The sequence below is a fragment of the Marinobacterium marinum genome (assembly GCF_013868415.1).
GTDB lineage: Bacteria > Pseudomonadota > Gammaproteobacteria > Pseudomonadales > Balneatricaceae > Marinobacterium > Marinobacterium marinum.
This window is the reverse complement of the sequence record NZ_JACEMT010000044.1, coordinates 14,647-39,464: the sequence shown is the minus strand read 5'-3', so window position 1 is coordinate 39,464 and position 24,818 is coordinate 14,647. Positions and strand designations below refer to the sequence as shown.

The 24,818-nt window shown below is 57.2% G+C and carries 20 protein-coding genes; 11 read left to right on the top strand and 9 right to left on the bottom strand.

The features are described 5' to 3' along the window. Positions 1-31 precede the first annotated feature (31 nt). Entirely contained in the window at positions 32-982 is a 951-nt protein-coding gene (locus tag H1S06_RS08125) for an IS110 family RNA-guided transposase (protein ID WP_181737915.1), read from the bottom strand. A 218-nt stretch (positions 983-1,200) separates the two neighbouring features. On the opposite strand from H1S06_RS08125, the gene H1S06_RS15785 reads away from it, so the two are divergent. Further along, entirely contained in the window at positions 1,201-1,683 is a 483-nt protein-coding gene (locus H1S06_RS15785) for a GFA family protein (protein WP_407658774.1), read from the top strand. Positions 1,684-1,811: 128 nt separating this feature from the next. Here the strand turns inward: H1S06_RS15785 and H1S06_RS08115 are convergent, their stop codons facing one another. Then, positions 1,812-2,921: an ATP-binding cassette domain-containing protein gene (locus tag H1S06_RS08115; protein WP_255482957.1), complete on the bottom strand. Its 1,110-nt coding sequence runs from the start codon at positions 2,919-2,921 to the stop codon at positions 1,812-1,814. Between the two features lie 125 nt (positions 2,922-3,046). Here H1S06_RS08115 and H1S06_RS08110 point away from each other — a divergent pair, with 125 nt between their 5' ends. Next, positions 3,047-4,951 carry a B12-binding domain-containing radical SAM protein gene (locus H1S06_RS08110; RefSeq protein ID WP_255482956.1) on the top strand — a complete coding sequence of 635 codons (1,905 nt, stop codon included), beginning with the start codon at positions 3,047-3,049 and terminating at the stop codon, positions 4,949-4,951. Between the two features lie 139 nt (positions 4,952-5,090). Here H1S06_RS08110 and H1S06_RS08105 read toward each other — a convergent pair whose 3' ends face one another. Beyond that, the gene (locus H1S06_RS08105; RefSeq protein ID WP_181739023.1) at positions 5,091-5,816 is read right to left on the bottom strand and encodes an endonuclease; all 726 of its coding nucleotides are present in this window, start codon (positions 5,814-5,816) and stop codon (positions 5,091-5,093) included. Positions 5,817-5,999: 183 nt separating this feature from the next. Here H1S06_RS08105 and H1S06_RS08100 point away from each other — a divergent pair, with 183 nt between their 5' ends. The 9 genes from H1S06_RS08100 to H1S06_RS08060 all read left to right on the top strand — a co-directional run bounded on the left by H1S06_RS08100 (position 6,000) and on the right by H1S06_RS08060 (position 17,749). Further along, positions 6,000-6,830: an enoyl-CoA hydratase-related protein gene (locus tag H1S06_RS08100; protein ID WP_181739021.1), complete on the top strand. Its 831-nt coding sequence runs from the start codon at positions 6,000-6,002 to the stop codon at positions 6,828-6,830. A 313-nt stretch (positions 6,831-7,143) separates the two neighbouring features. Beyond that, on the top strand, positions 7,144-8,943 hold the full coding sequence (locus tag H1S06_RS08095) for an acyl-CoA dehydrogenase C-terminal domain-containing protein (protein ID WP_181739019.1): 1,800 nt from the start codon (positions 7,144-7,146) through the stop codon (positions 8,941-8,943). Positions 8,944-9,046: 103 nt separating this feature from the next. Next, complete coding sequence (locus tag H1S06_RS08090) at positions 9,047-10,711, top strand: AMP-binding protein (protein WP_181739017.1); 1,665 nt, start codon at positions 9,047-9,049, stop codon at positions 10,709-10,711. 12 nt (positions 10,712-10,723) lie between these two features. Then, a complete protein-coding gene (locus H1S06_RS08085) occupies positions 10,724-11,329 on the top strand; it encodes a DUF2889 domain-containing protein (protein WP_181739015.1) in 606 nt (201 codons plus the stop codon). Continuing rightward, positions 11,326-12,312 carry an NAD(P)H-dependent flavin oxidoreductase gene (locus tag H1S06_RS08080; RefSeq protein WP_181739013.1) on the top strand — a complete coding sequence of 329 codons (987 nt, stop codon included), beginning with the start codon at positions 11,326-11,328 and terminating at the stop codon, positions 12,310-12,312. The genes H1S06_RS08085 and H1S06_RS08080 overlap by 4 nt, the downstream gene beginning before the upstream one ends. Beyond that, entirely contained in the window at positions 12,302-13,048 is a 747-nt protein-coding gene (locus H1S06_RS08075) for an enoyl-CoA hydratase-related protein (protein ID WP_181739011.1), read from the top strand. The genes H1S06_RS08080 and H1S06_RS08075 overlap by 11 nt, the downstream gene beginning before the upstream one ends. Before the next feature lie 232 nt (positions 13,049-13,280). After that, entirely contained in the window at positions 13,281-15,428 is a 2,148-nt protein-coding gene (fadB, locus tag H1S06_RS08070; protein WP_181739009.1) for a fatty acid oxidation complex subunit alpha FadB, read from the top strand. A gap of 12 nt (positions 15,429-15,440) precedes the next feature. Continuing rightward, positions 15,441-16,619: an acetyl-CoA C-acyltransferase FadA gene (fadA, locus tag H1S06_RS08065; RefSeq protein WP_181739008.1), complete on the top strand. Its 1,179-nt coding sequence runs from the start codon at positions 15,441-15,443 to the stop codon at positions 16,617-16,619. Between the two features lie 170 nt (positions 16,620-16,789). Then, complete coding sequence (locus H1S06_RS08060; RefSeq protein WP_181739006.1) at positions 16,790-17,749, top strand: helix-turn-helix transcriptional regulator; 960 nt, start codon at positions 16,790-16,792, stop codon at positions 17,747-17,749. Here the strand turns inward: H1S06_RS08060 and H1S06_RS08055 are convergent. Genes H1S06_RS08055 through H1S06_RS08030 form a run of 6 tightly spaced genes read right to left on the bottom strand, consistent with a single transcriptional unit; the run spans position 17,730 to position 24,793 of the window. Next, the gene (locus H1S06_RS08055) at positions 17,730-18,623 is read right to left on the bottom strand and encodes an acyl-CoA thioester hydrolase/BAAT C-terminal domain-containing protein (protein WP_181739004.1); all 894 of its coding nucleotides are present in this window, start codon (positions 18,621-18,623) and stop codon (positions 17,730-17,732) included. The two genes, H1S06_RS08060 and H1S06_RS08055, sit on opposite strands and share 20 nt — an antisense overlap. Before the next feature lie 42 nt (positions 18,624-18,665). Then, the gene (locus tag H1S06_RS08050; protein ID WP_181739002.1) at positions 18,666-19,856 is read right to left on the bottom strand and encodes an MFS transporter; all 1,191 of its coding nucleotides are present in this window, start codon (positions 19,854-19,856) and stop codon (positions 18,666-18,668) included. Beyond that, entirely contained in the window at positions 19,849-21,015 is a 1,167-nt protein-coding gene (locus H1S06_RS08045) for an acyl-CoA dehydrogenase family protein (protein WP_181739000.1), read from the bottom strand. Before H1S06_RS08045 ends, H1S06_RS08050 begins: the two co-directional genes overlap by 8 nt. A 9-nt stretch (positions 21,016-21,024) precedes the next feature. Further along, the gene (locus tag H1S06_RS08040) at positions 21,025-22,674 is read right to left on the bottom strand and encodes a class I adenylate-forming enzyme family protein (RefSeq protein ID WP_181738998.1); all 1,650 of its coding nucleotides are present in this window, start codon (positions 22,672-22,674) and stop codon (positions 21,025-21,027) included. After that, a complete protein-coding gene (locus H1S06_RS08035) occupies positions 22,671-24,479 on the bottom strand; it encodes a CoA transferase (RefSeq protein WP_181738996.1) in 1,809 nt (602 codons plus the stop codon). Before H1S06_RS08035 ends, H1S06_RS08040 begins: the two co-directional genes overlap by 4 nt. Next, positions 24,464-24,793, bottom strand: coding sequence for a MoaD/ThiS family protein (locus H1S06_RS08030; protein WP_181738994.1), 330 nt, complete (start codon positions 24,791-24,793; stop codon positions 24,464-24,466). Before H1S06_RS08030 ends, H1S06_RS08035 begins: the two co-directional genes overlap by 16 nt. Between the last annotated feature and the right edge of the window lie 25 nt (positions 24,794-24,818).

Here is a 24,818-nt window from a genome sequence, read left to right as displayed (position 1 = left end):
TAACAAGTGACTGTGGTGTCTAGTTAAATATTTAAGCAATATTTTCGCCCCATCGTGTCTCGTTCTTGAGCATGGTGTTGAGCACCACGATCAGCTTGCGCATGCAGGCAATGATGGCCACTTTGGGCAGTTTGCCCTGGGCTTTCAGATGCTCGTAGAAGCGTTTGAATACAGGGTTACATTGGATCGATGACAGCATCGCCATGAACATGACCGTGCGGATACGGTGACGGCCTCCGCGGATGCGTCGCTTGCCATTCCAGGAGCCACTTTCGCGGTTCATGGGCGCGACACCGACGAGTGCAGCGATTTCCTTGCGGTTGAGTTTGCCGAGTTCAGGCAACTCACTGAGCAAGGTATAGGCGAGGACTTTTCCGACACCGGGCACACTGGTCAGGATCTCGGTTTTGACACGCCAGTGCTTGACCTGCATGACCGCTTCATCGATCTGTTTGGTGATAGTCTTTATCTGAGCTTCCAGCGAGCGTAGCACTGTTTTGATAGAGCGATGCAGAGCTTTGGGCAAGATCTGGAGACGGTTTTTCTCCATCGTCTGCATCTCAAGCAGCTGGCTACGGCGAATCAGTAAGTCCTTGATAAGACGAGACTGTTTGTCAGGGATTGGCTTGATATCGGGCTGTATAGTGGCCGCGAATTGGGCAATCACGCGGGCGTCAATCTTGTCCGTTTTGGCCAGTACTCCGATGGCCTGGGCATAGCGTCTGACACTGATGGGATTAACGACGACAATGGGCAGGTTGGCCTGATCGCAGGCAAACACGAAGGCGTGTTCATAGCGCCCTGTGGCTTCGACCACGATGCGTTCGATGTTGCGCTTTTTCAGCACATGAACGACCTTGAGGATGCTGTCTTCGTCGTTCGAAATTTGGAAATGGAGGTCCAGCGGATGCAGGACGATATCGAGTTTGGATTTGCCGACGTCTACGCCGACGTTGATGCTGATTTGGCTTTCTGTGTTCATGGTAATAAGCTGACTCTGCCTTGCTATGCGGGCTCGGGGCCCCGATGACTGTTCGAGTTATCGCTAAAGAGTCATGCAGCGCTATCGGTCTCTCGGAAGAGGAGCCGGCGCTACACCGAGCTGCTGCATGAAGGCCCTCAATGGCCGTTGAGGGTGGGTCCCAATTTACCCGGAAAACGTAGAGAATTATCCATACAAGTGGCAGCAATACGCAGCCCATGGCTGCCGGACTCGCTTTGCTCGCCGTTGTGCAGAGAGGTAAACCTTTGAGCAAGTTAACAGGGAAGTGTTTGTGCGAAATAGTGAGCTATGAAATTGAAGGTCCTCTCGGTCCAATTTTCAATTGTCATTGTTCCAAGTGTCGTCGGTGGCATGGCGCGGCTTTCCGCACTCGAGCGTCCATTGGTAGTGATCAGTTTCGGTGGTTGTCGGGTGAGCAAAATCTCACACGGTACGGTTCGTCAGAAAACGTCACCAAGTATTTTTGCAAAACGTGTGGCTCGCCTTTGATCAGCACCTATAGAGACCGTCCCGAAGTTATCGGTGTCCCGCTTGGTGGTCTGGAAGGTGACATTCAGAGTGGGCCGGAGGCACATATTTTTACTGGTTCAAAGGCAAGCTGGCATCAAATCACAGACTCACTGCCACAGTTTGAAGGCTGGCCAGGCAGTGAATCGAGGGTCAGAGATACAAATGCATAACCATGCCATGCACCGGATGCCACCCGCTCCTACACGGATGCGGGTTCAGGAGATGTGCCTGCTCACTAGCGTTTTCACATATGCACCGGCGTGCTCAACCAGATCCCTTTCGCTACCTGACCACTCAGTCACGATGGCAGCAGGCGCCATCCCTTTTCCGTTACCCTGAGCCGGTCGGTCAGCTGTATGCGCTCCAGCAAGCGCTCATCATGAGACACCACCAGTAATCCGCCCCGATACTCTCTCAACATGGCTTCCAGTGCCTCCAGCGACGGTAAATCAAGGTGATTGCTTGGCTCATCAAGCATCAACAGCTGCACTGGACGCTCGGCATAGAGTACGCAGGCAAGCGCAGCCTTAAGCCGCTCGCCCCCGCTCAACACCCCGCTGGGCACCATGATCTTCTGGGCATCCAGCCCCAACTGAGCCAAACGCGTGCGCAGACCAGCCTCTGCCGCACCTGAGTTCGCGCGCTTCAGCTGGTCAAGTATCGTCTGATTCGGGTCAAGCACCTCCAGCGCCTGATCGAGGTATGCAACCTCGTCAGTCACTCTGATCTTCCCGTCCACAGGCGCCAGCTGACCTGACAGAACGCGCAGCAACGTCGATTTTCCGCACCCGTTGTTACCTTCCACACCCACTCGCTGCTGCCCACTCAGGGTCAAGCTGACTGGCCCTGATGTATCCGGCAGATAGGGCAGCTTTACGTCGATCAGCTCCGCCAGAGTGCGCCGATATGGCCGTGGCACAGGAGCTGCGTGCACGGCTATGGGTGTCTCGGTTGCCACCGCCTGCGCCGCTTCATGTATGCGCTGATTCAGCTTTGCCTGACTGCCGACCTGCTGCTTACGCAACGCACCGGAAGCGGATTCACTGCGCTCCTTCTGACGATCCAGCAGGATTTTGGCTTGATTAGCCGTCTTGCTCAGCTGTTTCCCACGCGTCTGGCGCCGCTCCTGTCGCTCCCGCTGAAGCCGCATCGCCTGCTCGGAACGTCGTCGCTCATGCTTGAGCGCATCCAGATTTTGCAGGGCATTCCGCCTTTCCTGCTCCCGGGCCTCGACATAGAAGGTGTAATTTTCCCCATAACTGCTCAACCCCAGCGAAGACAGCTCTACGATACGTTGCACACCTGCAAGATCCGCCAGGGTGCTCTCATCCCGGGGTACCGGCTGCTGGGCAAGCTCATGCCCGGCATGGCAAGCCCTAGACACAGCATATTGAAGTAGTACGGACATAGCGTATTTGCTAGGATCCACACCTGTTTTGGTAGCCGTCTGGGTTGCCATGCTCGGGATGCCCGAGTTCTCAATGCTCTTGATCTGCAGGCTGGCTAATGACCGTTCTTCTCATGACTCCCCCGATGACCCAGTTGAACACGCCCTACCCGGCAACCGCCTATTTGACGGGTTTTTTACGTTCTCGGGGGTATGAGGCGGTGCAGCGCGATCCTGCCATTGAGCTTTTCCTGGAAATGATGACGGCACCCGCGCTGGAGATCATTCGTCAGCATGTGGAAGCCAACTACGAACAGTTTGAAGATGACGAATTGCCGGATGTCATCTTCAACTTTCTGGCCGAGTTTGATCGCTACCACCAGACCGTCGAGACCGCCATCCGTTTTCTGCAGGGCAAGGACCCCAGCCTGGCCCTGCGCATCAATTCCCGTCGCTTCTTGCCGGAGGGACCGGCTTTTGACGCCATTGCCCAAATGGAAGCCGTGTCCGGTGACGTATTGAAAGCGGCCTTCGGCAATCTTGGCGCACAGGACAAGGCCAAATATCTGGCGACCCTGTTTATTAATGATCTATCGGCGGTCATTACCCAAGGGGTGGATCCCTACTTTGAAGTGAGCCGTTATGGCGAACAACTGGCGGCGGCCAACCCGAGCTTCGACGACCTCTACGATACCCTGATGGGCGAGCCGAGTTTCAGCGCGGAAATTCTGGCACAGTTGGTCGAGCTGTATCTGGAGGAAACGCAGCCCAGCGTCGTCGCATTAACCGTGCCCTTTCCCGGCAATATGCTGGGTGCACTGCGCATTGCGCAAACCTGCAAAGCCATCAATCCTGATATCCCTGTCGTCATGGGTGGCGGCTTTGTCAATACCGAACTGCGCGCATTGAAGGACCCTCGCGTATTCGAGTTTGTCGATTTTATCTGCCTGGACGACGGCGAACGTCCCTTTATGACGTTGTTGGAATACCTTGAAGGGCAACGTGAGATTGACGACCTGGTACGCACCTACTTTCTCGCCGAGAATGAGGACGGACAGGCCTATGTGCACTTCAATGAGAACAAGGAACTCCGGGATATCCCACAGTCCGAAGTCGGTGCGCCGGTATATGATGGCCTTCCTCTGGGCGAATATCTGTCCCTGTGTGAGATGCTGAACCCCATGCATCGCATCTGGAGTGATGGGCGCTGGAATAAACTGACGATCGCGCACGGCTGTTATTGGCGTAAATGCAGCTTTTGCGATGTCAGCCTGGACTACATTGACCGCTATGATGCGGCCAGTGCTGATGTGCTGGTGGATCGCATCGAACAGCTCGTCGAAGAGACCGGTCAATCCGGCTTCCATTTCGTCGATGAGGCCCTGCCGCCAAAACTCCTGTTTGCATTGGCACAACGCCTGATTGAGCGCAACGTCGTGATCAGCTGGTGGGGCAACATCCGTTTTGAGAAGACCTTTACTCCGGCCCGTTGTCAGCTGCTGGCCGATTCCGGCTGTATCGCCGTGAGCGGTGGGCTTGAGGTGGCATCAGATCGTTTGCTGAAGCTGATGCAAAAAGGCGTCAGTGTTGAGCAGGTCGCTCGTGTAACCAAGGCCTTCAGTGATGCTGACATACTGGTTCACGCCTATTTAATGTATGGCTTCCCGACACAAACCGAGCAGGAAACCATCGACTCGCTGGAAATGGTGCGACAGATGATGCACCAGGGATGCTTCCAATCAGCCTTTTGGCACCGTTTTGTTGCCACCGTTCACAGCCCTATAGGCATGAACCCTGAACAATTTGGTATTACCTTGGCAGAACGCCCTGACATATTGTTTGCAGAGAACGATGTTGATTTTATCGACCCCACGGGAGTAGATCATGAAATGCTGGGTGAGGGGCTGAGAAAAGCCGTTTATAACTACATGCATGGCATTGGATTTGATCAACCAATGAGCTTCTGGTTTTCCCAGCCTGTGACACGCACGCAGATTAACAAGGATCTTATTTCCAAAGCAGTCAATAACCTTATTATCAGCAGTGAGTGACTTTACAATACTGCATCCAGCATCATTATTGACACCTATAAAACCCAGGATGGAACGCAACTCGCCCTCCTGGGGGAAAATTCCATGACTGAGTAAAATGGGTGCCGGCATGTGTGTGCCCGCACCCTGCCATATTTTCTCAGTGTCCCGTTGCCTGCATCGCCTTGGACTCAACGAAGGGATTGGCGTAACCCTGAATAACCTCAATACGACGTGCGCGCTGTAACTCCGGCAGGTCCACCGGGTCCGTTTTGGCCCAGGCTTCAAACAACTGGCGCTGCTTGCGGCTGATCCTTAACCCATAACGGTCTTCCATATAAAAGTAGGTACGCGCAATATCACCACGTACTTGTTCGGGAGGTTCCGCCACACGTTGTTTGAAATCCACTTCAAAATCACAGGCGCCGTAGGCTCGCGGCTCACCCGCAATCATACCGAAGCGGAAGTTGCTGCGATCTCCGTTCAACTCTCCTACGGCAGGCACCAGGTTATACAGGTCGGCCTCCATGCGGCGGAACTCCGGGTCCTTGCGGCACCCTTTGCGCCCCCCTTCCTGCCAGCACTGTAATTGATGACCAAATTCCCAGGCCGGTACGACATGTTCCCATTCGATACGACCCGCCCGGTTGGCGTTCTTGCGTGGTTGCAACCCACAGGACGCGGCTGCGGGTGTCAGCCGCGTCCGGTTAGGCTTGGCGGGTACAGGCTGCTCATCAAAACTGCAGCCACAATAAAAGGTCACGCGATCTTCCGCCTGATACACATCACGAGCCAGAATTTTCTTGGCGGAACTGAAGGATGAAGGTGGTTCAGCAACTGCCGACGCCACCGAAAGAAGGGCCACAAGGCCAACAATCGGGCGCATACATACTACCGTTTACAGAGAGGTGGATACACTTCCCTGTACACACATGCTTCCCTTGCCGGGCGGCATCATCGGCGGATTTTTACCTGGAAGCAAGCCCCCTTTCGTGCATCAGTTCTGATATGCTGATTGCTCAAGCAATTGTTACAGCTGATAAAAATAACGAAGGGGCACTGCAGAATCATGGATAACACCCCCACTCTCAAGGATTCACGCCTTGACCTGGAAGATCGGGTTGCTGTACTCACCCTGGATCGTGACGACCTGCGTAATGCTCTGACCGGCACCGACCTGATCGATGACATTGTCGACACTGTCACGTGGGCGAACCGTTCTCCCCAGGTTTCAGTACTGATTATTACCGGCCAGGGTAGCGCCTTCTGTGCAGGCGGCAACATCAAGGAAATGCAGTACCGGGATGGTGATCACCGGAGCGGACCTTTCGGCGGCACGGCACTGGAACTGGAGCACAAGTACCGACACGGTATTCAACGCATTCCCCTGGCACTGCATCAGGCTGAAATTCCGATTATTGCCGCCATCAACGGCCCGGCCATTGGTGCCGGTTGCGATCTGGCTTGCATGTGCGACATCCGCCTGGGCTCGGAGCGCGCCACCTTTGGTGAAACCTTTGTCAACCTTGGCATTATTCCAGGGGATGGCGGCGCCTGGTTTTTACAGCGCCTGATCGGGTATCAACGCGCTGCCGAAATTACCCTGACAGGCCGCCTGGTACATGCGGAAGAGGCCGTCCAACTAGGGCTCATGATGGAGCAGGTACCGGCGGATCAGCTGATGCAACGCGCTCTGACGCTGGCACGTCAAATGGCCTCCAAGCCTCCCCATGCATTGCGTATGAGCAAGCGGCTGATGAAACAGGCACAGCGACACGAACTGCCCGACTTCCTCGAATTGTGTGCGGCCTGGCAAGGTATGCTGCACAATACTGATGATCATGCAGAAGCCGTCAATGCTTTTGTCGAGAAACGGGAAGGTAACTACCGAGGTCGCTAATCAATAGGTATTATAAATACACTTTACGTATAGAGTATTAATACCTCCCCTGAGCTGCACACCTTGAGGCGCGGTCCCTGCCAATCACGCCTCTCCTCTCGGCTGACTGAATATGTCACCCAGAATGATCAATTTCCCCTGTCTATCTAACTGATATTACGGTTTTTTGAAGCGCTGGCCGCATTTGCCACTGAAACTGGTGTCATTTGTCATTGGCCACTCGAGCGCTTTGGACGATCCTTCAATACAAGACAGGCAAGCCGGTTCTTGCCCCATAACTAAACGATAACAATAACGTAAAGAGGGTCGAACCATGCCCGAATACAAAGCACCCCTGCAAGATATTCATTTCGTGCTCGATGATGTGCTGGCCTTTGATCAGCATTACAGCCGACTGCCCTGCGGACAGGACGCCACACCGGATATGGTCAGCGCCATTATCGAGGAAGGTGCACGCTTTGCCGAACGTGTACTCTCGCCACTGAACCAGGTGGGGGACCGTGAAGGCTGTCAGTTTGACAACGGTGAAGTGCGTACCCCGACAGGCTTTCGTGAGGCTTATCAGCAATATGTTGAAGGCGGCTGGCCTTCCCTTTCCCATGCCGCTGAGTGGGGCGGTCAGGGCCTGCCCGACTCTCTGGGCATGGTCATCAACGAACTGAGCAGCACCGCCAACTGGTCCTGGAGCATGTACCCGGGCCTCAGCCACGGTGCCATGAATACACTGGAAGAACATGGCACCGACGAGCAGAAGCACACTTACCTGACCCGGCTGGTATCCGGCGAATGGACCGGCACCATGTGCCTGACGGAACCCCATTGCGGAACGGATCTGGGACTGTTGCGCACCAAAGCCGAACCCCGCGAGGATGGCAGCTACGCCATCAGTGGCACCAAGATTTTCATTTCGGCCGGTGAACACGACATGGTCGATAATATCGTACACATTGTACTGGCCCGCTTGCCGGACGCACCGGCGGGCACCAAGGGTATTTCACTGTTCATCGTGCCCAAATATATGCCAACAGCCGACAATACGATCGGTGAACGCAACGCAGTCAGCTGTGGTTCCATCGAGCACAAGATGGGTATTCATGGCAACGCGACCTGCGTGATGAACTTTGATAATGCCACCGGTTATCTGATCGGCCCGCCCAACAAGGGCCTGAACTGCATGTTCACCTTTATGAATACGGCTCGCTTGGGTACTGCGCTGCAGGGTTTGGCTCATGCCGAGTGGGGGCTGCAAAACTCGTTGACCTACGCCCGCGAGCGTCTGCAAATGCGTGCTTTGAACGGTGCAGCCGCACCCGACAAGGCTGCCGACCCGATCATTGTGCACCCGGAAGTGCGCAAAATGCTGCTGACCCAAAAAGCCTTTTCGGAAGGCGGGCGAGCACTGATTTACTACTGCTCCATGCTGGTTGACCAGGTCAAGTACGCTGGCGCCGATGAAAAGGCCGCAGCTGATACCCAATTGGCATTGCTCACTCCCATCGCAAAGGCCTTTCTCACCGAAACCGGGCTTGAATGCGCCAATCATGCACTTCAAATCTACGGTGGCCACGGGTATATCAGCGAATGGGGCATGGAACAGAACGTGCGCGATTGCCGTATTTCGACGCTGTATGAAGGTACCACGCAAATCCAGGCACTGGATCTGCTCGGCCGCAAGGTCTTGATGACTCAGGGTGAAACCCTGAAAAGCTTTACCAAGGTCATTCACAAGTTTTGTCAGGCAGCTGAAGAGGAGCCCAAACTCCGCGCCTTTACAGGACCGCTGGCCAAGCTGAATCGAGAATGGGGCGACCTGACTCAACAGATCGGCATGAAAGCCATGATGAACCGTGATGAGGTCGGCGCAGCCTCGGTGGATTACCTGATGTACTCCGGCTATGTCACACTGGCCTACTTCTGGGCACGCATGGCCCAGACCGCACAGCACAAGCTGGCTGCCGGGGATGGCGATGCCGCTTTCTATCGCACCAAGCTGGCAACCGCACGCTTCTATTTCGAGCGTATTCTGCCACGTACTCGCGGTCTGGTAGAAACCATGCTGTCCGGTGCCGATAACCTGATGGATATACCGGAGGAACAGTTCGCACCGGCATAAGTGCCTGGGCCATACTGATATGAAACAAGCCTGGCCTGCCGCCTGTACCACACCGGTCAGAGCCGTGGGCCTTGACAACAACAATAAAACATGTGGGCATATCATGAATAGCGTCAACCAGAACGGTCAGCGAATACCGACGGCGCTGAATCCTGACAGCTACCGAACGATTCCCGACTTTCTTATCGATGTTTGCCGGCGGTATACCGACCGACCGGCCTTTACCAGTTTTGGCCGCAGCCTGAGCTATACCGAGCTGGACCGCCTGTCGGCTGCTTTTGCCGTATACCTGCAGCAGGAAACCGGCCTTCAGCCAGGCGACCGCATCGCCATCCAGCTCCCCAACCTGATTCAATACCCGGTTGTGCTCTTTGGCGCACTCAGGGCGGGACTGGTCGTGGTCAATACAAACCCCTTGTATACATCAGCGGAAATGGAGCATCAGTTCCGCGACAGCGGTGCCAAGGCGCTGGTGATCCACAAGAGCATGGCACACAAGGCTGAAAGTATTATCGCCAATACCGACATTCAGCACCTGTTTCTGACCCAGGTGGGGGATCTTCATGGCTTTGTGAAACGCCACCTGCTTAACGCGGCGATCAAATACATCAAGAAAATGGAACCCGACTTCCATTTGCCTAATGCCATCAGTCTGCGCGAGGCCTTGCTGGCCCATCTGGATCAGCGTCCCGCGCCCGTTGATGCTCAACCGGGCGACCTTGCCGTACTACAGTACACTGGCGGTACGACGGGCGTATCCCGAGGCGCCATGCTTACACACGCCAACCTGTTGTCCAACATGCTGCAGGGTGTCGCCGTGATCCGAGAGGTTGGCAACGATTGGGCCGAGAACGTCATTTCTCCCCTGCCGCTGTATCATATTTACGCTTTTACCGTTGCCCAGATTATTCTGGCCTGTGGTGGACACAGCATTCTGATTCCCAACCCGCGGGATCTGCCCGGACTGGTCAAGGAGATCAGCCGCTGGAAAACCACCACGTTTATTGGCCTGAACACACTTTTTGTGGGGTTATGCAACAATCCCGCCTTCAAGGCTCTGGATTTTAGCTCGCTCAAAATGACGCTGTCCGGAGGCATGGCACTGACCCATGCAGCCGCAGAACGCTGGTTCGAGACCACCGGCTGCGCGGTGCTTGAAGCCTATGGGCTGACGGAAACCTCCCCCGCTGTTGCGATCAACCCGCCTGACGCCATTCGGATCGGCACGATCGGCGTACCGGTTCCCGCAACCGATGTTGCCATTATCGGCCCCCAGGGCGAACACTTGCCGGACGGCACTCCGGGCGAACTCTGTGTCCGTGGCCCTCAGGTCATGGCCGGTTATTGGCAGAATGAAGCCGCCACTCGTGCCAGTTTCACGGATGATGGCTACCTGATCACGGGAGATATTGCCGTGCGTGAAGAAGGAGGCTACCTGCGCATTGTCGATCGCGCCAAGGATCTGATCATTGTGTCCGGGTTCAATGTGTACCCGAACGAGGTGGAGGATGTGGCTGCGGCTCACCCCGGTGTGATCGAGTGTGCCGCCGTTGGCATCTCCGACCCCGTCTGTGGGGAAGTCGTCAAGCTGTTTGCCGTACGTCGCGATGATCAGCTTAACGAACACACTCTGCGGGAGTGGTGTCTGGCCCGTCTGGCCCGTTACAAGGTCCCCAAGACCATTGAATTTGTGTCCGAGCTGCCCAAATCCAACGTCGGCAAAATTCTGCGCCGCATGTTGAAGCAGCACGACCAGGACGTCGCCTGACAGGAGATCAGTATGCCCTTAAGCAAACCGGTTCGGCGCCAGCTCCTGCACACTCGACAAGTGCAGTGCCAGGGATTTGAGCGTACAGATGGCCTATGGGACATTGAGGCGCATATTACCGATGTCAAAACCCACAACGTGGATAATGCCGAACGCGGCGGCTATGTCGGTGCGGGAGAACCTTTTCACGATATGTGGATGCGCCTGACATTGGACCGTTCCATGCACATCCATCACGTGGAAGCGGTGATCGACGCCTCGCCCTTCCCGCACTGCCCCGGTATTGCCGGGCGTTTTCGCCAGCTGGAAGGCACCCGCATCGGGCCGGGCTGGCATCGACAAGCACGCGAGACCTTCAGCGGTATCCAGGGCTGTACACATCTGCACGAGCTGCTGGCACCCCTGGCAACCACTGCTATCCAAACCCTGTGGCCCAGTGAGGAAAGTGAAATCATGGAGCTGGCCGCCAACGTGATGCTGGACCGCTGTCATGGCTGGTCTCGCCATCAGGAACTGATCCGCAAATACATTCCACACCTGTACGTGCCTGCAGACACCCACGTGTCGGACGAACAGGATTCTGCCATACCCGACCAATCATCAAGGAGGCATTCATGAGCCTGCCGGAACATTTCCAAAACCGTCTGAGTCTGCCCCTGGTGGCAGCACCCATGTTTCTGATTTCAGGACCGGATCTGGTGATCGAAACCTGCAAAGCCGGTGTAGTCGGTACCTTCCCGGCCCTTAACCAACGCACCAGCGAGGGCTTTGAACAATGGCTCGAACAGATCCATGCCGCGCTTGAGCAGGCAGATAACCCAGCCCCCTTCGGCGTCAACCTGATTGTTCACCCAACCAATACGCGTCTGCAGGCTGATCTGGCACTGATCGTCAAACATCGCGTTCCTCTGGTCATTACATCCCTGGGTGCTGTCCGCGAAGTCGTTGACGCCGTACACAGTTACGGCGGACTGGTGTTTCACGATGTCACGAACATTCGTCATGCCCGCAAGGCCGCTGAAGCTGGCGTTGACGGGCTGATTGCCGTTTGTGCCGGTGCCGGCGGGCATGCCGGCACCCTGAGCCCCTTTGCCCTGGTGAACGAAATCCGGCAGTTCTTCAAGGGCACGGTCCTGCTGGCCGGTTGCCTGTCCAGCGGACGTGATATCGCGTCCGCACGCATGCTGGGTGCGGACCTGGCGTATGTCGGTACACGCTTCATCAATACGCGAGAAAGTCAGGCCAGTGATGGCTATAAACAGATGATTCGCGAGGCAACGGCCGCCGATATCATCTATACCCCCAAAATTTCAGGTATCCCCGCCAACTTCCTGAAACCCAGCCTGATCGAAGCCGGGCTGGACTCCGATACCGGATCTGACAAAGAGATTAATCTGGGCGAGGAGCTGACAGCGCCCAAGGACGGTGCCAGTGCCTGGAAAACCATCTGGTCTGCCGGTCAGGGCGTCGGCTCTATCCATGATCAGCCTCCCGTCGCCGAACTGATCACTCAACTGCGCCAGGAATTTTCTGCCGCTGCCGACACCTTTACCGCCACCAATAACACCTACATGACTGAAGGGGCTGGCCATGGGCATTGATGCCAACATCCATCATTCTTCCGTGCTTGAGCTGCGCCTGTCTCGCCCCGAGAAAAAAAATGCGCTGACGCTGGAAATGTACTCTACCCTGATCGCTCAGCTTGAATGGGCTACCAAGACCGATACCATTCAAGCCGTCTGTTTGAGCGGAGAGGGTGACAGCTTCTGTGCCGGCAATGACATTGCCGACTTTCTGACTCGGGCTCAGGACCCTGACACCCTTGGCGTGATTGTTCAATTCCTGCATACGCTGATTGATTTCCCCAAACCCCTTCTGGCGGCCGTACAGGGCGATGCCGTCGGGATCGGGGCAACCATGCTGCTGCACTGCGATCTGGTCATTGCAGCCAGCGATCTGAGTTGTCGCCTGCCCTTTACCCGTCTGGGCCTGGTCCCGGAAGGCGGCAGCTCACTGCTGCTACCTCAAATCCTGGGGCATCGCGTGGCTTTTGAGCTATTGGTTGAAGGCAAACCCTTTGATGCGACCTGCGCCCAGCGTCTGGGATTGGTCAATCAGATTGTCACCCCCGAATTACTGCATAAGAGCACCCTGGAACGCGCAATCAGCATTGCCCAGCTACCACCGGAAGCCACCCGACTCAGCAAACGTCTGTTAAAGGCGCATCAGCAGGAACAGCTGCACGCCGTTATCGACCAGGAAGCTCGCCAGTTTGCCGCCCGCCTGTCTTCACCCGAAGCTCAGGCGGCGTTTATGGCCTTTCTCCAGGCCGGCTGATGCCCTCCCCCCAATTCCCGGCCACGGCCGGGAGTTCGTCTGCTCTGCACGAAATTGTCATGATTAAAACCCACGCAATGTACCACGAACAAAAGCTATGACCGATAACGTCAAATAGCTTGGCGTGTCCTGTCATTGTTGCAGAGGCACAGTTCACTAGACTGAGAAGCAGAACACATAACAACAACACTCGGTCGTATCCCCTCGACCGCGATTGCCTTGGAGTCTGACCATGCTGATGGAAGGAAAAACAATACAGATTGCCGCAATCGAGCCCGGGCTCTACGAGCTTGTTTTTGCCAACCGGGACGATAGCGTCAACAAACTCGACCAGGCCACTCTGGGCGAGCTGCAACAAGCGATCGGCACACTCTCTGCCCAACCTGAACTGCGCGGACTGCTCATCCGCAGTGACAGGGACAGCTTCATCGTTGGTGCCGATATTACCGAATTTGTTGGTCTGTTTTCGGCCGGTCCCGAAGAGATCGCTACAGCCCTGCAACAGATGAACGCCGTTATCAACAGTATCGAGGATCTGCCCTGCCCAACGGTAGCAGCCGTCAATGGCGTAGCACTGGGCGGCGGGTTCGAGCTTTGTCTGGCCTGCGATTACCGTATCATGGCAAGCGATGCCAAAGTGGGCCTGCCTGAAGTCAAACTGGGCATCTATCCCGGCTGGGGCGGCACCGTGCGTCTGCCTCGCCTGATAGGGGTCGATAATGCCAACGAATGGATCTGCGGTGGCAATGAGCAGCGCGCCGATACGGCGTTAAAGGCAGGAGCCGTGGACGCCGTTGTCGCTCCGGAACAGCTGCGTGAAGCCGGGCTGGATCTGCTGCACCGCTGTCTGGCGGGCGAATTCGATATTCAGGCTCGTCGCGCCGAGAAGCAAAGCCCCATCCGATTGAACCAGATTGAGCAAATGATGGCGTTCGAGTCCGCCAAGGGCATGATCGGAGCCAAGGCTGGCCCCCACTATCCGGCCCCGATGGCTGCGCTCAAAACCATTCAGACACATGCCAATATGGCCCGCGATGCGGCCTTGGCTGTAGAGGCCAAAGGCTTTGCCAAACTGGCTACCAATGCGGTCACTCCGGCCCTGGTCGGTCTCTTTCTCAAAGATCAGCAGATCAAGCGCACCGGTAAGCGTCATGAGGCGGACGCGGCACCTGTTCGGCAAGCCGCCGTACTCGGCGCAGGGATCATGGGAGGCGGCATTGCCTACCAAAGTGCATCACGTGGCACGCCGATCCTGATGAAGGACATTAACGAAGATGCTCTTCAGCTGGGTCTGAGTGAGGCCTCCAAACTCCTGAATAAACAATTGGCTCGCGGCAAGCTGGATGGTGCCAAAATGGCCGCCAGCCTGGCACGCATTCGCCCCACTCTGAGCTATGGCGATTTCGGCAATGTGGACCTGGTAGTCGAAGCCGTGGTTGAAAACCCGGCGATCAAACAGAGTGTCCTGGCCGAGGTGGAAACACAATTGCCGGAGGGCGCTATTCTGACCTCCAACACCTCCACCATTTCCATCACACAGCTGGCCCAGGGGTTAAAGCGTCCCGAAAATTTCTGTGGCATGCACTTTTTCAACCCTGTACACCGTATGCCTCTGGTGGAAGTCATCCGAGGTGAACACAGTTCCGAGCAGGCCATTGCCCGTACCGTCACTTACGCACGGGCACTGGGCAAAACGCCTATCGTCGTCAACGATTGCCCGGGGTTTTTAGTCAACCGCGTGCTTTTCCCCTATTTCGCCGGATTTACCGCCCTGCTGCGTGATGGTGCCGACTACCGTCAGATCGACAAGGTCATGGAAGGTTTTGGCTGGCCCATGGGACCTGCGCATTTGCTGGATGTAGTCGGCATCGATACCGCACACCATGCCGGTTCTGTACTGGCCGAAGGGTTTCCTGATCGAATGGCAAAGGATGGCGAGACTCCAATTGACCGGCTCTACCAGCAACAGCGCTTGGGACAGAAAAATGGCCAAGGGTTTTATACCTACGAACTGGACCGCAAAGGCAAACCGAAAAAATCTATCGACGCGTCACTGCCATCCCTGCTCGAAGGCGTGGTCGGACCGGCACGCGAGTTTAGTGACGAGGAGATCATTGCCCGCATGATGATCCCGCTCTGTATCGAGGCGGTACGCTGCCTGGAAGATGGCATTGTCACCACACCCGCCGAAGTTGATATGGGGCTGATCTACGGCATCGGCTTCCCGCCGTTCCGTGGTGGTGCTCTATTCTACATTGACCAGATGGGACTGCAGGCTTTTTGTGATCTGGCCGATCAGTACTCCGGACTGGGCAAGCTTTACCAGCCAACCGATACCATGCGCACCATGGCCGCCAACAGCCAGACCTATTTTGGATAAGGAGAGCACCCGATGAGTCTTAAACCAACCGATATCGTCATCATCGATGGGGTTCGCAGCCCCATGGCCCAGTCCAAGGGCGGCTCTTTCCGCAACCTGCGTGCCGATGACCTGTCTGCCACATTGATGAAAGGCCTGCTGGCCCGCAACACAGCCCTCGACCCCGACATCATCGATGATGTGATTTGGGGATGTGTCAACCAGACCCTGGAGCAGGGATTTAACCTGGCGCGTAATGCGGCACTGCTGGCCGGGTTACCTCACTCCGTCCCCGGACAAACCGTCAACCGCCTGTGTGGCTCGTCAATGTCGGCACTGCACACCGCCGCACAAGCCATCGGCAGCGGCAACGGTGAGGTCTTTATGGTGGGAGGCGTCGAACACATGGGCCACCTGCCGATACTGCATGGCATCGACATCAACCCCGCCGCATCCAAGGAGGTTGCCAAGGCTTCCATGATGATGGGGCTGACCGCCGAGATGCTGGGCAAAATGAATGCGATCTCCCGCGAGGAGCAGGATGCGTTTGCCGCACGTTCTCACCAAAGGGCTCACCAGGCCGCTGTTGAAGGGCGCTGGGACAATGAAATCCTTCCTGTTGAAGGCCATGATGTACGCGGTTTCAAGCAATTGGTTACCCAGGATGAGGTGGTTCGCCCCGATACAACACTTGAAACCCTGGCCGGGCTCAAGCCCGCCTTCATGCCCAAAGGCGGCACGGTAACGGCCGGCTCGTCGTCGGCCTTTTCCGATGGTGCTTCAGCCATGCTGATCATGTCGGCAGCCAAGGCCCAAGAGCTGGGGCTCAAACCTCGCGCCCGTATTATCGGCATGGGGGTCGCCGGGTGCGACCCATCGATTATGGGCTATGGCCCGGTGCCGGCAAGCCAGAAAGCCCTGCAACAGGCAGGAATCAGCACTCAGGACCTGGATGTAATTGAGCTCAACGAAGCATTTGCAGCTCAGGCACTGGCTGTTCTCAAGGGACTGAGACTGCAGGATGTGCTGGATGAGAAGGTCAACCTGAATGGCGGAGCCATCGCTCTGGGCCACCCGCTAGGTTGCTCCGGCACCCGTATCTCCACCACCCTGATCAACATCATGGAGCAGCAGGATGCGACCCTGGGACTTGCCACCATGTGTATCGGCATGGGACAAGGCATCGCAACCGTTTTCGAGCGGTTAAACTGACTTTCCCCTGTCTCCCCTGGCCGAGCGTGTCCGATTATTTCGGCACACGCCCGGTCTCTAACAACCTCCAGCTTCTACCGGCAGGCCTATAAAACACGAGATAACCGGGCTGACTTGACTAATTATTGCTAATGATTATCATTTAATTAATTGATTTTCAGGAGCCCCTCATGAAACAGAACGCCCTGCGCCTTGGGCTGGACATTCCCAAAGACGTTTCCGACATGGGGGAAGGTTGGCGACGCCTGCAATTGCCCATTGACCTCGGTCACTGCTATTCCGATCATCTGGAACTTGAGTCCGGCTTGTCACTGGTCCGAGTCAATTACCAGCCCAAATGCCACCTGATCGAAGAAACCGCCTGCCCGCACAAAGAACGTGTACTGGTCATCACGCTAGGCCTGACTGGCGAATCAGACTTTCATCAAACCAATCAAAACAGCCTGGCTTTCAAAGCCGGCCATACCACCATTACAACCTTTTCCAACACCCCTGGCGAGCGGGTATATCAGGCGAACACACCGGTCTCCCAACTTCGACTGATCGTGAATGAACCCTGGCTGCAACGCTATTTGGGGGCTGAGCGCTGTGAACAGGTCTTGGGAAATGGCCATTTGTATTTACTGTCAAACCACTCCAGCACCAGCAATACCCGAACGCATGCATTGGCTCTCAGCCGCCATATTCAGACCGATATGCATCACTCTCCCAACAAACTGAATACTCACATTCATGCATTAAGTATTTTGTGTGAGCAACTTGACGGTATTGCTCCAGAAAACCTCAAAAGTCAGGCTTCCCTGAATGTACACGAATTGGAGCGTATTGAACGTGCGCGACAGTTGATGAGTGAGCACCTGGAAACACCTCTGACGTTGGCCTCACTGAGCCAGCAGGTTTCGCTGAGTCAGCACAAGCTGAAACAGGGATTCAAGCAGCTGTACGATACAACGCCCAGTCAGATGCTAACGGAGCTGCGCATGCAAAAGGCCTATACTCTGCTGACAACCGGCCACCAGGTTGCGCAGGCCGCCTGGATGGTTGGATACCGTTATCCCAATAATTTCAGTGTTGCCTTTACCCGCTACTTTGGCCGTTCACCCAAATCCGTCATGGGCCATAATGGCTAGCCTCTTGCAGCTGGCCATTCAATTGCCGTAAAAAGCGTGCCAATTCATCTCGAGCCAAACCCTCCGCAGCGGCATTGGCATCAGCCGTCCCTCCCATATTGAAATCAGGGTCTAACAGATGCCCGGCGCCGGGATAGCGCACATGCTGACAGGTGTCGGTAGACATCTGGGCGCAGATTTGCTCTGCCATCCTTGCCGCGGGCCAAACCTGATCGTCTTCACCAGACAGCAACAGAACCGGCCCGGCAATCCGCTCAACGGGTATACGTGCCTGTGATACGGCTGAAGTATGCTCCAGACCCAAAACAAAACCGCTCAACAGACCTTCCTGCTGAATGACAGCTTCGTTCAAGGGCACAAAATTCACGCCCTTACCTGCTCGACTCCAGCTGCTGACGGCGATGTCCTGTGGTGACGAGCGTCGTGCCGACCACACAACCGAGCTTGGTGCGATTGCCGCAACCCCAACGTACTCCGCCTCATTCGAAGCCAACAGCAATGCCAGCTCAGCTCCTTTTGACCAGCCCAAAAGTACTACACCATCCGAGCGAGTCTCTGGCTGCTGGCTCAGCCATTGGCGCGGCGCATCAAAATATTCCAGTGGTAATTTCTCCAGGGTCGGTGGCAGACCTGATTCACGAAAATAAGCCAATGACAAAACCGGATACCCCAGGCCAGCCACCTTGCTGGCCAAGCGATTTGACAGCCCACCCCGTGAGCCTTCCAACACAATGACACCGTATGTTCCTGGCTGGTTGCCGGGACTGTAGTTTGCAACGAAGGGCTCTCCCGTTACTGGAGTAAAATTCTCCCCTGCAGCCGCAGGTACAGACGAAATCATGAAACACATCACCAAACCTAATCTTTTAATCATTTCGTCTTTTTCCTTTTTCAGGCAGTTGTGCTGTACACAACTTCAATTCATGGGAGGTTGTGCCACTTGGCAACGTCTGTGCTCCGAGAGGACCATCACTGCGACCAGCGCCAGCAACAAACACGCCACCAGCCCCCACAGGGCAGTGTTGAAGCCCCAATTCGCCACCAGTGCACCAAACCCGGGAGGCCCCAGCGCAAAACCGGCGAAAAAACCGGCCGACAACCAGCCGGAAGCACGCGGAACCTCGCCGAAACCGGGATCATGCAACAGCATGCTCATGGCAATGGCGTTGGTGGCCACCAATGTAGCCCCGATGCCCGTGACCGCCGACCAAAGCGGCAGATGATGCGCCGGTGTCGTCAACCGCATGACGCTTAACGCCACACAGGCCCCCAGGATCAACACACCCAGCATCAACGACTCATCCGGCCAGTTGCGGGCCAACGGTGTCAGCAATGTCCTGGCCAGCACACCGGTGATGCCGAACAGCATCACCATTAACCCTGCCGATTCTGGCGACACTCCCATTTCCTCGGCGAAGACACCCAGATAAGTCATGAACGAAGACAGGGCCAGCCCGACCCCAAGCTGCACCAGCGCCAGCAGAATCAATGCCCGGCCCGGTCGCATCACGCTCATGGGACGTGCAGACCGACTACTCTGATCACGCGGAATCATCCTGGCCCCCAGCAGCACCAACACGATGAGCACCGGCACCCAGAACAGAAAGGCATCCTGCCAACTCAACCAACCCGCCAGCAACGGCATCAACGCACCAGCCAGCAGGGCGGACAATTGCACCCCCGACTGTTTCAGGCCAACCAGAAAGGCCTTGCGCCCCGGATCGGCCCAGTGCGCAATGGCCTGGTTGGTTGACGGGTTGGCAAGTGCCTGTGCCAACCCGCATACCAGCAACGCCATTAACAGACCATAAAATCCGGGGGTGAGCCTGATCAGACAGAAAGACAGCGCCACCAGCACAAACAGGGCCAGCAGGCTGCGCTGCACGCCAATACGGCTCACCAGCGGCCCGGCCACCAGTGACGCGGCGGCCGCCACGCCAAAGGTGGCCGTGGTCAGCCATCCCAGCGCAGCCACCGGCAGCTGCAGAGTCCGCAGAATCTCGGGACCCAGTACCCCCACCGCGTAAAACACCATCATCGGCATTCCCATGGCGGCCAGCAGCAGCGCCATCAGGACAGGTTCGGAGACCCTGACTCGATTATGCATGACGCGCCTCCGGGGCATCGCCCGCTGCACTTGCGCGCAGCAGCTCTCGACCGATACTGCTGACAAGCGCTTCATCGGCGCCATCGAGAATATGCGTAGCCCTTGCAAGCGCATGTATACGCGCCAGCGGCAGGCCGTCGCCCAGCCCCTCGGCGCCATGCACCTGGATCGCACTGTCCACCGCCCTGCTCAGGGCATCGGAGGCGGCCAGCTTGGCCACATTGACCGCGATGCTGTCCGTTTCACCGCGGTCATACCCGGCCGCAGCGGTTTGCAGCAGCCCTTCGGCACTGGCGATTGCCCGGTAGACGTCGTACACCCGCGCCCGTACAAGCTGCTTGTCCGCCAACGGAATCAGACTCCCGCGCGGGGAATGTATACGCGTGTGCATCAACTCCGAACAGCGCCGGGCCAGACCTATCCAGTGCGCCGATCTCAGCATCCGCCCCAGCAACAGGCGGGACTGCATCACCTGCCGCCCCTGTCCCTCCCGGCCAAGCAGGTAACTGAACGGAATCCGTACCTGATCGAAGCTGAGTGCCCCCTGTCCCTGCCAGTGCCCCAGAATGTTCAAGCCGCCTTCATAGGTAAAACCCGGCGTATCGGCGGGCACCAGCAGCATGGACAGGGAATCCTCGGCCGTCCGCGCCACCACAGTGAAGAACTGCGCCCGCCCTGAGCGGCAGATGAACCATTTGCGTCCGTTCAAACACCAGCCATCAGCGGCCTTGCGCGCATCGAACGCCAGCGTTGCCGGCACCGAACCGCTGCGGTCGGGTTCCGACATGGCGTAACCGGCCACCGCCAGACCGGCCGCCAGAGGTTTGGCAAAACGCTCCTGGATCAGCGGGCTGCCGAAACGGTGCAGCATGTGCGCGTCCACGGCCAGGTCCGCCCGCAGGATCGCGGGCGCGAACTCGGACCGTCCCTCTTCAAACGCCACCGGCAGGTAATCGCCAAGGGTGGAAATTTCCCCACCCCGGGGGTCGGGAAAGAACAGGCCTGAAAGCCCCGCCTGTCGTGCTTCCTGCGTCAATTGATCGCTCAGCTGCGAAGCGCCATCCTGTTCCGCGGCCAGTTCGGTCTCACGCGGGATGACGCGGGTATCGACAAAGTGTCGAACCCGCTCGGCCAGTGTGTGGCCGGTTAATGTTGTCATGACTGATCCTCAACCTGCCTTCAATGTGGGTACCGCCAGGGCGGCAACATCCTGCGTCAACGTGCGCTTGTCGACCTTCCCTGCCGGAGTCATCGGCAATTGGCGGCGAAAGTGCAGATACTCCGGCAGCTTGCCGGCATCCAGCCCGGCCCGCTGTAAAAAGCCCCGGATGGTCGGTAATGAAAAGCGCGTGCTGCCCTCTTTCAACGTGACGCACAAACAGATGCGCTGCCCCATGTCCTCATCCGGGACCGGAACACAGGCGACCGACACCACGTCCGGATGCTCGGCCACCAGCCCCTCGACCTGCACCGGGCTGATATTGACCCCGCCGCGAATGATGATGTCCTTCTTGCGCCCCTTCAGCACCAGATAGCCTTTGGCATCAATCATGCCCAAGTCACCTGTTTTGACCCAGCCCTCGGGCGTACGGTAGCGAGCATCCAGGTCAGGGGCGTTGACATACTGCATCGGGCTCAGGGGGCCACGTGCCAACACCTCGCCAATTTCGCCCTGTGGCAATGCCTGCCCCTCATCATCGGCAATCCGGATCTCGCATACGCTCGGATTGGGCTTGCCGGCAGTTGTCAGGATCGCCTCGATATCATCATCCGGCAGGGTATGGCAGTTGACGCCATCGGCCGAGCCGTACAGGTTGATGAAGCTGCAACCGAAAGCGCCCGTACAGCGTTGAACCGTGGCTCGATCAATCACGGCGCCGCCACAGATCAGGGCACGCAAGCCGCTTCGATCGACCTGCTGCAGGGCGGGTTCTGCCGCGATACGCTGCATCATGGTGGGCACGCCAAGCAGATAATTGGGCTTGTCACGTTCGATAATCCGAACCGCCCGGGAAACGCTGAATTTCGGCATAATCACCACCGTGCCTCCCAGCCAGCACAGTACACCGACAGTGGCCGTGGACCCGAAGGCTGAGCCCAACGGCACCATGTAGAAACCGACAAAGGTTTCGCCCTCAGCCTGAAGACGCTGCAGGAAACGCCCTCGACCACCAACCAGCGCATTGTGGGAATAGGCCACCAGCTTGGGCTCGGACTCGGTACCGGACGACACCAGCAGGCGCACAGGAGAATCGGGACAGACTGACGGCAACTCTGCCTCGGACAGGGGCTCAGCGGCCAGCAGCCGGTCCAGCGTCTGCCAGCCCGCACGTGGCGCGCCCTGCACGACCAGCAGACGCAGCGACAGCAGCGACGGCCGCAGCGACTCGATTATCGCGCACACATCCACCTCGTTGTAGACCTCCGGGGCCACAATGACGCGGGCGTTACAACGTCGAAGCAGCGACTGTATGTCCAGCCGATCACGCCCGGCCGGAAAGGGTGCAACCACCGCGCCGAGCGCGGCCGCCGCCAGATCGATGGCGCAACAGGCCCAATGGTTGGGCAGCTGACAGGCGATCACATCGCCCGGCACCACGCCGGCATCACGAAAGCCGCGCGCCAGACGCAAGGCAGCCTGATACAGCTCGCGATAGGTCATGCGTTCATCAGGACTGATCACCGCAGCCTGGTCAGGATGCGCTGCCACTTGCTCCCGAAACAACTCAAAAGCCGGTTTATTCGGATAAATGCCTTCGTCTTTCCATTGCTGCCGCACCGCCCAAGGGACCAGATCAATAATGCCTGCCGTATTCATATGAACCTCCATGGTGATTGGACCGCCGCATAGTCATGGCGTATCAGGTAAGGTGCCGTAGTGTCTCGGCAACAGAGTTGCTCCAGATGCTCGATAACGGCTGCTGCCGGTATCCGCGCCGCACGCATGCGCAACTCCCAATCCAACGCGCTCATCCGGGACAATTTTTCCGGCAGCAGGGCGCGCAATTCACTCTTCGAACAATGCTCAACATCCAGCCGGTCACACAGCGCCCCGTATTCACGGGCTGTCGTGCACTCAATCGCCAGCAGTCCCTGCTCGGTCGGCACAATAGCCTCGAATTCGGCCTGAACCGGATAATTCCGCACCAGATGCAACAACAGCTCGGCACCTCCCAGCAAGCTGCTTTCTACACGCACACCCCGCAGGTCCAGTGCGCGGCGCAACAGACCCGCCGTTACCCCAAGGGTGGCCATTGCACCGCCTAGTACATCCAGTACCGTAAACAGGGAACCGCCCCTCTCACCGGATCGCTCCGCAATAACCGAAGCCACACCCGACCAGGCCTGAACCACGAAATCAGTACCGGGCAAATCGGTCTGTTCGGAGCCCCAGCCACCGGCATAGGCGTACACCAGTCCCGGCTGGCGGGACTTCATCATGTCAAAATCCAGTTCCAGTGTTTGGTCCTTGCCCGGCGCCCAGTTCTGCAGAAACACATCGGTTTCCGGCAACGACGCAGCGATGGCCGCCCGCCCTTCCGCTGTACGTATATCCACTTCCGTGACCTGCTTGCAGGCACTGATCGCATCGAAACGGACCGAACAGCCGTTGACACAAGGCGGCATCGCCCGCAACGGATCGCCGCCGGGGGGCTCAAGGCGCAGCACTTTGGCCCCGGCCAGGCTCAACAGGTGCCCGGCCAATGGGCCCTGAATCCGGCGGCAGGACTCCATCACCCGAATCCCGGCCAATGGCAGAGCGGCATCCTCGTCAGTCTGTCTAAGCGCTGGAGCTACCGGCCCCTGCTGCACCTGCCACAGCTTTGGCGCCAAGGTGCCACCCCCTGCCTCGCGCCAGTTTTTCAATGGAATGACCGCTACGCCGGCAGCTTCCGCCAATGAGCATATATGGGCATAAGGCAGTTGAGCCAACGCCTGCAGGCAAGCCTCCGGCAGAGGCGATTCGGCACGAGCGTAGCGCATCAGGAAACCCCTCCATGCATGGCCGGCCACCTCGCCGGGCAAGCCGATCAGCTCCCAGAACTGCCGCCAGGGTTCCGGCGAGAGAGTTTCCAGCTCAAACCTTACCCGGTCGGACGAGACGAACGGGGGCCGCAATAACGGCGAAGAAGAACCCGGCAGGATTGACTCGCCTTCCTCTACCGCGGTAGCGCCCGCCAGATACTGGCCGATACTGATCAGCCCCGCCCCCAGCATTGACACCCAGACTTCGCGATAGGGCCGTCCCTGTTGGGCAGACACCAGTGCAGCCAGTCCGCCCTGCAGCGCCAATATGGCAGACAGGGCGGATACATAAGGCACCCCAAGCGCCTGCGCACCGCCACCTGAACGGCCATGTACCGACATGATGCCGCACTGAGCCTGCAGGATAGACTCGGACGGCACCACACCCGGGATACCGCTGGCGGCGGTGACCCTTACCTCGCTCATGCCTGATGCCTGTATTCCAAACGCCAGACAGTCCGGTTCGGCCTGCTGCACTTCAGCATGCACCACCCGAATATTCAGTGACTGTGCCAGCAGATTGACTGCCGCCACAAAAGAAGCCCAACCATCATGGGCGGGACGACCGCACCAAGTGAGCGTTAGCGAATCCAACATTGTGTCCATCCGCTCACATGCATCATTGCTGACGGAACAAAGGCGCCACCGGCAACCGCTGGCAACACGGTCAACCGATCACCACCGGTCACCGGTGTATCCAGCCCCTGAGCAAACCGAATGTCCTCATCGTTCAGGAATATATTGATATAACGGTGCAGCCTGTTACCGGACAACAGTCGTGTACTGATTCCGTTATAATTCATTTCAAGGCTCGCAATAACTTCCATGATGGTTTTGCCTTCGGCACTGACTTCCTTGGCACCGTTGGTGAATGGACGCAGAACTGACGGAATCATTACTTTGATGGACATGAAAAACTCCTTCTATGCCGGGATA